At 61.0% G+C, this 11,246-nt stretch carries 9 protein-coding genes; 4 read left to right on the top strand and 5 right to left on the bottom strand.

Translation table 11 applies throughout. The features are described 5' to 3' along the window. Positions 1-144 precede the first annotated feature (144 nt). Positions 145-1,506, bottom strand: a complete 1,362-nt coding sequence (locus CHB90_RS08875) for an oligosaccharide flippase family protein (protein WP_089277514.1) — start codon at positions 1,504-1,506, stop codon at positions 145-147. After that, positions 1,503-2,378 (bottom strand): glycosyltransferase family 2 protein, encoded by an 876-nt coding sequence (locus tag CHB90_RS08870; protein ID WP_245823205.1) that lies wholly within the window; start codon positions 2,376-2,378, stop codon positions 1,503-1,505. The genes CHB90_RS08875 and CHB90_RS08870 overlap by 4 nt, the downstream gene beginning before the upstream one ends. Before the next feature lie 138 nt (positions 2,379-2,516). Here CHB90_RS08870 and epsE point away from each other — a divergent pair, with 138 nt between their 5' ends. Then, positions 2,517-3,740: an exopolysaccharide biosynthesis GT4 family glycosyltransferase EpsE gene (gene epsE / locus CHB90_RS08865; RefSeq protein WP_245823204.1), complete on the top strand. Its 1,224-nt coding sequence runs from the start codon at positions 2,517-2,519 to the stop codon at positions 3,738-3,740. Positions 3,741-3,883: 143 nt separating this feature from the next. Beyond that, positions 3,884-4,042 carry a hypothetical protein gene (locus CHB90_RS26515; RefSeq protein WP_170941016.1) on the top strand — a complete coding sequence of 53 codons (159 nt, stop codon included), beginning with the start codon at positions 3,884-3,886 and terminating at the stop codon, positions 4,040-4,042. Between the two features lie 18 nt (positions 4,043-4,060). Here CHB90_RS26515 and CHB90_RS08860 read toward each other — a convergent pair whose 3' ends face one another. Together CHB90_RS08860 and CHB90_RS08855 are read right to left on the bottom strand one after the other, a co-directional pair. After that, positions 4,061-6,973: a calcium-binding protein gene (locus CHB90_RS08860; protein WP_089277512.1), complete on the bottom strand. Its 2,913-nt coding sequence runs from the start codon at positions 6,971-6,973 to the stop codon at positions 4,061-4,063. A 95-nt stretch (positions 6,974-7,068) separates the two neighbouring features. Beyond that, a complete protein-coding gene (locus tag CHB90_RS08855) occupies positions 7,069-8,313 on the bottom strand; it encodes a hypothetical protein (RefSeq protein WP_089277511.1) in 1,245 nt (414 codons plus the stop codon). Positions 8,314-8,677: 364 nt separating this feature from the next. Between CHB90_RS08855 and CHB90_RS08850 the strand changes: the two genes are divergently transcribed. Further along, complete coding sequence (locus CHB90_RS08850) at positions 8,678-9,034, top strand: cupin domain-containing protein (RefSeq protein ID WP_089277510.1); 357 nt, start codon at positions 8,678-8,680, stop codon at positions 9,032-9,034. 12 nt (positions 9,035-9,046) lie between these two features. Beyond that, positions 9,047-10,612, top strand: a complete 1,566-nt coding sequence (locus CHB90_RS08845; RefSeq protein ID WP_089277509.1) for a 2-isopropylmalate synthase — start codon at positions 9,047-9,049, stop codon at positions 10,610-10,612. A 337-nt stretch (positions 10,613-10,949) separates the two neighbouring features. Here CHB90_RS08845 and CHB90_RS08840 read toward each other — a convergent pair. Further along, positions 10,950-11,246 (bottom strand): transposase (locus CHB90_RS08840; protein ID WP_141135832.1); only part of this gene is annotated, 297 nt, incomplete at its 5' end.

The following is an 11,246-nucleotide window of genomic DNA, read 5'->3' as shown; positions in this document are numbered from 1 at the left end:
GTCACAATTGCCCGGCGATTGCGGCGATTTTTAGGAGTTTTCGCCTGAATCCGCCCCAATTGGGCCAAGATATGGGGATAACTGTAACGGCGTCGGAACAAAGCCGCCATCTTTTCGAGATTGTTGCCGGGTGGGAAAATGCGCCTATCCCCCCTGTTGCGCCAGGTGCAGAATCGGCCCCCAGTTCAGCCAAAGCGCCAGCGCCGACAGCAACAGGCCGACCCCGGCAAACAACGCATCATGCAGCCCGTCCCAGGCCCCCATGCGCCGCGCCAGCCAGACAACCACTGGATAAGCCAGCGTAAAAGCCACCGCCTGACCGATCAAAGCCCCGATCAGCCCCGCCGCCTGCAAGCCGATCAGAACACAGCCCACCATCAGGACCGCGCGCGCAAAGGCGAGGTAAAAGTAACGCCGCGAATCCCCGGCCGCCAAGGCCGCCTGATCATAGGTCATCACGATCAGCATGGGGATTTGCGCGCAGGCCAGCACCACGGCCACTGCGCCCGCCTCATCATAGCGCACGTCATACAGCGTCTGCACCAACCAGACGCCAAGCAGGGCAAAAACTGCCACGAACCCGATCAAAAGGGACGAGACGGCAAAGCGCATCTTGCGCAGCTTGAGGAAATTCTCACGGCTGTGGGTCGGCGGGGTTTCCCGGTAGACAGGGATCAGGATCTTGTGCGTCACCAGATTGCCCAGCATCAGCGGGAAGGACGCCCAGAAAAACCCGATGTTGTAGACGCCAAAGGCATCCAGCGCGATGAACTTGCCAATCAGCATCTTGTCGGCCTGGGTAAAGAAAAACCCGCAGACCGTGGCCAGGAACACCCATTTTCCAAATCTGATCAGCTCTTTTGCCGCCGCTCGCTCCCAGCGCATCCGGTTGCCCGGTCCGGGCAGAAAGCGCCAGTTCAGCACAACCTCGATCAGTGCGCCGATCACACCCGACACCACCAGCGCCCAGATTGACCCCCACCACCAGGCCAGCAGCACTGCGGCAAGCACTCCGGCCACCTGCGTTCCGATGTCCAACACCGTCACCCGGCCCAGCATCAAATGCCGGTTGGCGGTGATCATCCGCGTCGGGCGAAACCCGGTGATCAGCAGCGTCAGCGCGGACACCGGCAAGATCTGCGCCAGCAGCGGCTGGTCATAGAACCACGCCATCGGCCAGGCCAGCGCACAGGCCACCAGCCACAACCCGACGCCCCGAAACGCCTGAATGGTCCATGCGGTATCGAGAAAGCGCTGATCGTCGCCGCGTCTGGATTGCATGATCGACGGGGTCACGCCGACGTCGGAAAATTGTCCCAGCCCCATCAGGAACACCATGACCAACGCCATCAGACCAAACGCCTCGGGGAACAGCAGACGGGTCAGGATCAGGTTTGAACCAAGACGCAAGACCTGTGCAAAACCAAAACTGCCCATCGTGAGCAACGAAGAACGCATGGCGCGCGCAGTGATCGACCCGCCTCTGAGCCTGGCAAGTGTGGTCATCGTCCCCGGCTCCAGTCCTGATCGCTGCGCCGGGTCAGTTTGACTGCCAAAGCGACCCCGGCATAGATCAAAAACCCCAGCGGATCCCCCAGGGCAATCCGCAGCTTGTCCGCTGCTGGAAATGCAGGCTTGTCCTCGTTGCGGATCAGGCCGGGAAAGCGGGCTGCCACTTCTGCGACACCCGCATTCTGCCGCCGCCGCACCTTGATCAGGTTGCGCATGCCCTCGGCAATCGGCCAGCGATAGGCGGCAGGGACGCCAAACCGTTCCTGAGGCGCAAATTGCAGACGGACAAAGACATCATCCGCGATAATGCCGGGAAAACCGCCCCAGCGCGCGCGCCCGGCCGCGTTGACGGCAAACAGACCACAGCCCGGCACCACATCGCGCATAAACGGCACGCGCCGCCAGATCCGCGCGTAGGCCCGGCTGATCACGGTTGTCGCGGCAATATCCACCTGTCCGCTGGCATAGCGCGGCACGGCGACATCCAGAACCGTGGCCAACTGCCCCAACAGGTCAGGCGTCACCGTCACATCGGCATCCAGATAAACCCGGATGGCCCCGCACGCAGCCGCGTCGCCTGCATTCAGGGCGCCGGGCTTGCCCCCCTCTGCGCGTTCGATCACCTGTAGGCGCCAACCCCGTTCGGCGGCCTGCCCCGCAAAAGACCGCGCCACCAACGCGGTGTCATCCACACAGCCGTTGGCCACCACGATCACCTCGACAGGGACGGAAATCCGGGACGTCAGCAACGCCTTCAGGCAGCCGCCGATCAGCGCCGCCTCATTGCTGGCCGGCACGATCACAGAGAGATCCGCGCCGCGCGATTGATGTTCCTGATCCATATCCCTGCCCACACCCGTACCCATGTGGCCACACCTTGAAAAAATACACCATGTCCCACACTGGAAACTGCTCCGGAACTGTGGCCAAAGCGTGGAATCACTTAGGTTTGTAAGAGACCAACGCCCCAGCGGCGGTGCGGCTGCCATCTCAAGGACTAACAGGTGACGCAAGGCTTGCGTATCGGGTATATCGTCCCGCAATTCCCGGGACAGACACATGTTTTCTTCTGGCGCGAAATCCAGGCGCTGGAAGAGATGGGGCATGCCGTTCACGTTTTTTCCACCCGCAAGCCGCCGCGCAAGCTGATCTCACACGACTGGTCGGCCGAGGCGATCGCCCGCACCGCCTATCTTGGCCGGGTCGATCCGATCCCCGCCGCCATTGGCCTTGGCAAGATGTCGGCAAAGGGCCTGCCGCTGTGGATGCTGCGCGAAGGTGTCGGATTCACCAAGGACGCGCTGGTCACGCTGGCCGCCGCTGAACGGTTGAGGCGCGAGGCTGCGGCGCGCAGTTTGGATCATATCCACGCGCATTCCTGTGGTCGCGCCGCGCTGATCGCCACCTTTTGTCACCTCATGGGTGGGCCGACCTATTCGCTGACCCTGCACGGGCCATTGTCAGATTACGGCCCCGGCCAGCGGATCAAATGGCGGCATGCCAGTTTCGCGACCATCATCACCCGCAAGATTCTGGACGAGATCGAGCAGAGCCTTGCCGACTATCTGCCCGACCGCCGAGTCATCCGCCCGATGGGTGTCGACACAGAGGCGCTCAAGCGGTCCACGCCTTATGTGCCCCCCGAACATGGCCGCCCGATCCGCCTGTTCAGTTGTGGGCGGTTGAATGTGGTCAAGGGCCATCAGGATGTCATGGCCGCCACCCGGCAATTGTTGGATCAGGGCGTGGACGTGCGATTGGAAATCGCCGGAGAGGATGACGCAGGCGGCACCGGCTATCGTTCCGAACTGGAGGACACGCTGAAAAAACTGCGCCTTCAGGATCACGTCAAACTGCTTGGCGCAATTGACGCAGGGGCAGTCAAGGCCAAGCTGGAAGAGGCGCATCTGTTTGTGCTGGCCTCATGGCATGAACCGCTGGGCGTCGCCTATATGGAGGCGATGGCAATGGGCGTGCCGACCATCGGCACCGATGCAGGCGGTGTGGCCGAGCTGATCACCGACGGCTCTACCGGCTATCTGGTCGAACCCAAGAACCCTGGCCAGTTGACCCGCACGATCCGGTCGCTGGTCAATGACCCGGACGCGCTGTTGCGCCTGTCGCAGGCAGGACGCGAACATGTTGTGGAAAACTTTCGCGCCTCGCTGGGGGCCGAGGTGCTGGTGGAAGAGATCCAGCGCCTGAAAGAAGGCAATGCCGACGTCTAGCCTGCCTCGTTGAATCCGGATGCTTTTATCGAAATCCACGTTGGCTTGACCAAGATCAACGGCGAACCTTTTCCCTTTCCCCTATTGTCGGATCTGGAAGAAGAATGCGGCCATCGAGGCCGAACAATCATGTGGATCCTGAAATGACACGTCTTGCCCTGCCTCTCTGCGCTCTGGCCATCTTTGCCCTGACGGCCTGCGAAGGACCGACAGACGGAACCTATCCGATCACGCACAAGACCTGCTCTGCCGACGACCCGGTCAAACAGATGGAGCCGATCGACTGCGCGCCCCATATGTGAGCGTCGGCAACGCCGTCGTCATAGCCCTGCGACGGGCACCTCCACCTCGGGCGCATCCTGGAACACCAGCGCCTCAATCGCGATCATTCGCACGGGACCATCCGGACCCACGGCCACCAGTCGGTCGCTGTCCTGCGTGATCTGATAGGCGTCCCGTGCGCCGGGCAGCACCGCCACGTCGCGGCCCGGCCCACCCGCCAGCACATCCGCACCACCGCCAGAGACCAGCACATCATCGCCATCGCCGGTGACGATGTAGTCCTCTTGCGGCGTGCCTTCGACGCGGCCCGCACCGTCCAGCACCCGCGCCCCGTTTGCAAAGGCCTGAACGTCGCGTTTTTCCCAGCCGTTCGGGCCAGAGGCGTTGAAGGCCATCAGCATGTCCCAGCGCGGGTTTTCATCCTCCAGATACCGTTTGGCACCCCAACTGCCCCACATCGTCGCCGGGGCCACGTCCACAAAAGCGTTGAACAATACGCCTCCCGCATCGACCCAACCGGCCAGCAACTGCTCATACAGTTTGGCCATCTCCGGCGTGTAGCTGAACGCGTTGAAGAAATCGGTCAGCCGTTCATCGTTGACCCGCGCGCCGTGGCCAACAAGATGCGTGCCGCCTTCGTACATGATCAGGCGCAGATTGTTCTTGCGGGCGACGCCTGCGTGATAGGGAAAGACCTCTTTCACGATCTGCCGCACCGACCCCTCTGCCAATGCCTGCGCCACGGGTGCGATCGCCCCGTCAAAGCGCCGTTCACGGACGTATTCGCGCAATGCGACGCGTTGCAGTCCCTCTGCCTCACCGGCGTCGCGTGCCATCTTTTCTGCCGTATCCAGCCAGCCGTCCATCCGCTGCGCCATCTCGGTGCCGCCGATCTCATAGCCGAAATAGCCAGTCACCGCGTAGGCGTCGAAACTGTCGACCGGCATGCGTCCCAGTTCCAGAAAGGCCAGCGGCGCCTGCAATATCTGCTCTTCCAACCCCGGCCAGCCCGTGTGCGTTGATACCACCCGCACCAGCCTGTCCGATCCTTGGCCAAAGACCTCTGTCCAGATGTCCATGATCTGCGCCGACCGCAGGCCATAGAACTGGGTCCAGCCCTCCCCCGTAGCGCCCCAGCGCGCATCAGCCTGTTGACGGACCCATGTTGCCTGCGGAAAGCCGAGGTTCCAGACCTCGTTCGAGAATTCCACATAGGCTTTGAGCCGGGGGTCAAGATCGCGCTCCACCACTTCGGCGAATTGGCGGATATAGGCGTCATCGACAAGGTGGGGCATGTTGAACCACGGGTCCGCGCCAACAACATTGGCCAGCCGCACCATGACCTCGACCGGGACACCCCATTCCGACCAATTGGCCGTTTCCATGGTCGGGCGCGCGTCCCACCCCGTCACAGGAGAGCCGTTGGTGATCATCCAGTCCATAAAGCGCAGCACGCGCATGTCCTCGATCTGGGCAAGAAACGCGGGATTGAACAGCGCCCCGGCCTGATACAGGGCCTGATGTTCCTTGCGCAGGATCACGATGTTGCGGATTGGGTCCTTGGTGTCAATGCCGGTGATCGACAGCGCCACCAGACCCTCACCTGGCTCATAGGAAAAGGTGATGCGGCCATTCTCACGGCGTACACGTTTGGCCCGCCCGACAAGCTTCACGCGGGCATTGCCGTCATAGGTCAGCACATAGTCGCCGCGCAGAGACTCTGCCCCGGTGGGCTGGTTGGTCAGGATTACGGTTTCCAGCGCATCGACCCCCTCGGGCATCCGCAGCGGCCAGTCGTTTTCGTCCAGATCGCCGCGTTCGCGCAGTTCCTCTGTGCGGACCGCGCCCCATGTATCGCCGATATTGCCGACCCACCCACGAGAGGACTTCATCAGGTCCAGAAAAGGGTGCTGCGTCGACCAGTCGGAAATGCCGTTCAGCCCCATCGCCAGCGCCGGGATGCCGTCCGGGCGAATGCCGCTGGGCGGCAGGGACACCGGCTGACGTTCCGGCAGTGCCAGTGCGACCGGCGTTTCAGGGTCCGCCTCCGGCGCACGCGCCTCTCGCGGTGGCACCGACTGCCAGATCGCCTTGGCCAGCGCGTCATAGTTTTCCACCACATCGGGATGCAGTGTCGCCGGCGGCGTGAAATCGGCGGGCGGAGGCGCGTCGAAGATCCAAGAATAGGTGGCCATGGCGGCCAGAAAGTATTGCGTCGGCGTGCCATGTGGCGCGCTGTCCGTATACAGTGCCTGCGGCGGAATATTCTCCAGTAATCCACCATCGGCCAAGAAACCCGCCAAAACCGACGCGACCGGGATGAGCTCCACTTGCGTGTCGGGGCGGGTGATTTTCATCACGTTCAGCAGGTCGCGATACCATTGATGGTACTCACCCACGTTATAGGCGTGAAAGGCCTGCGTTTCCTGTGCGTTCGGGGGAAAGACAGCGGCGATGCCGTCCATCGTCGACCAGCCTTCATAGATGAACAGGCGCGTACCCGGGCTGTTGGCCCCGACCCAGTCGAACAAGCGTTGCAACGCGCCCAGCGGGCTTTCGCCAGTCGGGTTCTCACCGTCGTAGGGCACGTCAGGCAATTGGTACTGGATAAAGTTCGCCGGCGTCACGATCACCGCGTCAAAGCGCCCGTCGCGAAAGCTGCCCTGCCCGGGCGACCACGCTCCCGCTACACCGGGAAAGCCCCAGTTCGCGGTCGGCGGCAACCCGTCGGCAAAGTTCCGCAGGAACCCCCATTGACCGTCCAGCGCCAGCGTCCGCCCGTCAGCCTTGGCCATTTCGTTCAACCAATGCGGCACATTGGTAAGGTCAGAGGTCTCACTGAGATGGTGGACCAGAGAATTTCCAAAGACGTAGACGCGCGCCTCATCGCGCCCTGCCGCCACCCCGACGCTAGCCCATAGCGCTACCAGCGCTGTCAGGATCCGTTTCATGCCCTGCCCCGTTTTTTATGCCTCGGGGGCAGTATGCCTGATGTTTCCCGCTGAGCAAATGGGGCGCGGGCGCGCCCCATTCAGAGACAGCAGACTTATTGGTCAGAGGCATCCTCATAGGTACAGGCGCTGCACAGTTCATTGGCGCAATACCCGGGGATGCAGACCGGTCCTGTGTAACCTGACGGCGCATCGCCGACACAGAGGTATTCTGCCGTAAAGGTCGACCCGTCGCAGGTGCCGGATTCAAGACAGCTGGTCTCGGTCCCGGTCGAAAACTGCCACAGCGCGCGGCTGGTGTAACTTCCGCTGGGGTCACAGGTGGCGGTGTAGTTCTGCGTCACCGACTGCGACAGCGCGCTGCTATAGGCATAAGACCCCGCATACCCCTCTGCGATAGAGGCCGATGCCGTGACGCCTGTGCCAAAGATGGTCAGACCCGCCTCCATCGATTCCGTGACTGTGATGCTCCACTGCTGGGTTGTGGTCCAGCTGTTGGTGCGTTCCGTCCCGACAGAGATCTGATGGCTGATCGGGCAATTCAGCCCGTCACATGAGATCACCTTTTGCCAGCGCCCCACCGTGTTGACCGAAACCGGCACCTGCGCCTGATAATAACACCGCTTGTTGCTGTGGATCGGGTCCACACCAAAGTAATTGTTGTCACAAGGAAATTTATTTCCCGTGTGGTTGATAAAGCGGATGTCATACCGTTTGTCCGCCCCGTACCGCGCCATGACGACATCTCCGACGTCCATCTGGCATTCACGGTCTTCGGTGGCACATTCCACGATGTCCCCTTCGCTCAGGGTATAGGCGCCGCCCATCTGGCAGGTCTTGTCCGTCCCCTTGGCCGGGTCAAAGCCGAAATAGTCGTTGGTACAGGCCAGCTTTTGCTGATCCGACCCTTCGATCAGCGTATAGGTCCACTTGCCATCCGCGCCGTACCGCACCCAGCGAAATTCACTATTGGGATTGGTGAAATCCTTGCCCTCATCGGCCACCTTGGAAAACGTGTCGGCCTCCGGGACGCCGAACAGGTTTTCCAGGATAAAGGCGCACTCCTTGTCCGTCCCTTTTGACGGGTCGCCCCAAAAGTTCTTGCACGGCACTTTTTCAATGCCCTTGGTGACGAAAAAGGTGAAATCCTCACTGATGCCATAGCGCACGATCACCAGATCGTCGGTGCCCGGGGCGCAGTCCTTGCCCTCTTTGGCGCAGTTCACCCATTGCTGCGTGGTGACCGTGGCCAATTTCGTGACGTTGTCACTATGGACCTGCTGCGCCACCACCGGCGGCGCGAAACAGAGGGCTGAAATCAAAAATAGAATGCGTTTCATGGTTGCAAGGGCCTCCCGCCCAATAGAATCAACTATAGAGTGAAAAATTGTACCGAGATTCGCTTTTTTGGTAATACTTGATTTCCACTTAAACGTTTGTTCACTACCTCGAATCGCCCTAAAGGCGTGTACTTGGCATCGACGTTTTCGTGCAAATGGTGGGTTTTCATTTGAAAATCGCGGCGTATAGTGACGGCCATGATCGTTGACCGCCATATCCTCCGTCTGACCCGCCTTCCGGCGGCCGTCGCGTATGGTGCCGATCTGCTGCTAACTCGCCTCTGAGCGTGGCCCCCTCGGCGCGCGTGCTCAGAGGATGTGTGTGACGCGCCGAAGACCCCCACACCCGAGTTAGGACAAACCCATGAACGCGATCAATCTGGCTGAAAAGCTGGCGCTGTTTTCCACCCATTGGGATCCCCATGTGGTCGCCGGTTACAACGGCAATGATGTGATGGTGGTGAAATTCCAGGGTGAATTTCCCTTTCACAAACACGATGACACCGATGACTTCTTTCTGGTTCTCGAAGGGGAAATGCAGATGGACTACCCCGACCGCGCGCCCGTGACAGTGCGCGCCGGGGAAATCGTGATCGTGCCCGCAGGTCAGATGCACCGGCCCCAAGCCGCCGCAGAGGTCAAGGTGCTGCTGATCGAACCCAAGGGCGAACCCAACTCCGGGGACGCGGATATTCCGCCTGCTCCGAAACCAAGTATCTGAGGATCTCACGCCATGACTGAACAGACCAAGGACAAGGTCGTCATCTTTGACACCACCCTTCGCGACGGCGAACAATCGCCCGGCGCCACCATGACCCATGCCGAAAAAATCGAGATTGCCGAACTGCTGGACGACATGGGTGTCGACATCATCGAGGCGGGCTTTCCCATCGCCTCCGAGGGCGATTTCCGTGCTGTCTCCGAAATTGCCGAACGGTCCCGTAATTCGGTGATCTGTGGCCTTGCCCGCGCGCAGTTGCCCGACATTGACCGCTGCTGGGAGGCGGTAAAAAAGGCCGCGCAGCCGCGCATTCACACCTTTATCGGCACCTCGCCGCTGCATCGCGCCATCCCCAACCTGACGATGGACGAAATGGCTGATCGTATCGAACAGACCGTCAGCCACGCCCGCAACCTGTGCGACAACGTGCAATGGTCGCCGATGGACGCCACGCGGACCGAATGGGATTACCTGTGCCGCACCGTTGAAATCGCCATCAAGGCGGGCGCCACCACCATCAACATTCCCGATACCGTGGGCTATACCGCCCCGGTCGAAAGCGCCGATCTGATCAAGCGCTTGATCGAAACGGTGCCGGGCGCGGATGAGGTTGTCTTTGCCACCCATTGCCACAACGACCTTGGCATGGCGACGGCCAACGCACTGGCCGCCGTCGCGGGCGGCGCGCGGCAGATCGAATGCACCATCAACGGCCTTGGCGAACGCGCCGGCAACACCGCGCTGGAAGAGGTGGTCATGGCGCTGAAGGTGCGCTGGGACATCATGCCCTACTACACCGGCATCGACACCAAGAAGATCATGCACATCTCGCGCCGCGTCTCGACCGTGTCCGGCTTTCCGGTGCAGTTCAACAAGGCGATCGTCGGCAAGAACGCATTTGCCCATGAAAGCGGCATCCACCAGGACGGCATGCTGAAAAACGCCGAGACGTTTGAGATCATGCGCCCCGAGGACGTGGGCCTGGCGGGCACCTCGCTCCCGCTTGGCAAACACTCTGGCCGGGCGGCGCTGCGCGCCAAGCTCAAAGAGCTTGGGACCGATGTGGGCGACAACCAGCTCAAGGACATCTTTGTGCGGTTCAAGGATCTGGCCGACCGCAAGAAAGAGGTGTTTGACGATGACATCCTTGCGCTTGTCTCGGCCACGACGGACGGCCCTGAGGCATTGCAACTGGTCAATCTGCGCGTCGTCTGCGGCACCGGCGGTCCCGCCGAGGCGCAGATCGAGATGGAGATAGAGGGCAAGGATCTGTCGGCCACCTGCGAAGGTGACGGCCCGGTTGACGCCTCTTTCAAAGCAGTGCGCGAGGTGTTCCCGAACAAGGCGCTGTTGCAGCTGTATCAGGTGCATGCCGTGACCGAAGGCACCGACGCGCAGGCGACGGTCTCTGTCCGGCTGGAAGAGGACGGCATGATCGCCACCGGCCAATCGGCGGACACCGATACGGTTGTGGCGTCGGTCCGGGCCTATATCCAGGCGCTCAACCGACTGATCGTGCGCCGCAACCGCGTTGGCCCCGGTGCCGACACGCGGGAAATCAGCTACAAGGACGTGTGAGACCGAAAAATCACGATTGACAGGCCGGGGTTTTCCCGGCCTTCTTTTGTCATGAAAATGTTCAAACTCATATTGGCGTTTTGCCTTATTCAGCTGGGTGCAAATTCAACCCAAGCCGCCGAAATCGAATTCGCCCCAGAACTTTTGTCGCAAATCAGACCACTCTACACTGTACTTGATCAAGCCGATTGGAACAATTTTGGCGCAAAACGGTTACCGGTCCTTAAATCCTTGTCGGCTTATGCGGAACGGTCTGATGGAACTTTGTACGACATTTCTCCAGGGCTTTGTTGCGCAAAGTCGGTAACGTCCGGAGTTCCCCTTTCCCCGGACGCAATTATCCCACAGGCTCTGTGACGGGTATGCCGAGCGCGGTGTAGCCGTTGAGCACGGCGGCGCGGATCTGAAGTTCGGCGACCTGACGATCGAAGTCGCGCGCCATGAGGCTCTGCCCCAGCAGCTTCACGCAATGCATCTTCGTCTCGGCGCGGCTTCGTCGGTGGTATCCGCTCCATTTTCTCCAGATGGCGCGGCCAAGGTATTTCGAAGCGCGCAGCGCCTCGTTCCGAGCGATAGCCCCTGCAGTCGATGGCTTCCACGGCTTGGCATTCTTGCGCGGCGGTATGACGGCATG

Origin of the sequence: Antarctobacter heliothermus (assembly GCF_900188425.1) — a bacterium.
Lineage (GTDB): Bacteria > Pseudomonadota > Alphaproteobacteria > Rhodobacterales > Rhodobacteraceae > Antarctobacter > Antarctobacter heliothermus.
The sequence above is the reverse complement of the archived record's forward strand: the minus strand, read 5'-3'. Positions and strand labels throughout refer to the sequence as shown.